Annotated in this window: 2 protein-coding genes; both read right to left on the bottom strand. The window is 36.7% G+C overall.

The window, feature by feature from the left end; genetic code table 11:
• On the bottom strand, positions 1-542 hold a 542-nt coding region (locus AC1DPZ_RS28455; RefSeq protein ID WP_477409864.1), incomplete at its 3' end, for an NAD-dependent epimerase/dehydratase family protein.
• Positions 543-548: 6 nt separating this feature from the next.
• Positions 549-730, bottom strand: a 182-nt coding sequence (locus AC1DPZ_RS28450) for a GDP-mannose 4,6-dehydratase (RefSeq protein WP_477409862.1), incomplete at its 5' end; no start/stop codon positions are given.

Here is a 730-nt window from a genome sequence, read left to right as displayed (position 1 = left end):
ACATGAGAGTTCTGGGGGTGGTAATTATCATTATATCCGTACAAATTTGTGGGCATAGCCGAGATATAATTACAACCGTATTGCGCCCGATAAGCATCACACATTTTTATACCGGCAATTTTAGCAATTGCATAAGGTTCATTAGTTTCTTCAAGTAAACCTGTTAAAAGATATTCTTCACGCAATGGCTGAGGAGCCATTTTGGGATAGATACAGCTTGAGCCTAAAAACATGAGTTTTTTTACCCCATTTAGGTACGAATTATGAATGATATTATTTTGTATCTGCAAATTATCGTACAAAAACTCGGCACGATAAGTATTGTTTGCAACAATACCGCCAACCTTTGCTGCTGCTAAAAAAACATACTCGGGCTTTTCCAATGCAAAGAAATCCCTTACCTGCTGCTGATCGCGTAAATCAATCTCTGATGAAGTACGGGTTACTAAATTGGTAAATCCTTCTTTTTCCAGTTTTCTATAAATAGCTGAACCCACCATACCTCTATGGCCGGCAATATATATTTTGGCTTCCTTTTCCATTAATAATTATTCAAACTGATTTTTAATAATGTAGCCTGAATCTTTTAGCAGCTTTTCCCTTCTAAATAAATCAACATCGGCAGCAACCATTTCTGTTACTAAGCCTTTAAGATCATATTTTGGTTGCCAGCCTAATTTAGTTTTTGATTTTGTAGGATCGCCTATAAGTAAGTCGACCTCGGTTGGAC

Source organism: Mucilaginibacter sp. P4_G9, from assembly GCF_056400985.1.
This window is presented reverse-complemented; position numbering and strand designations above follow the sequence as displayed.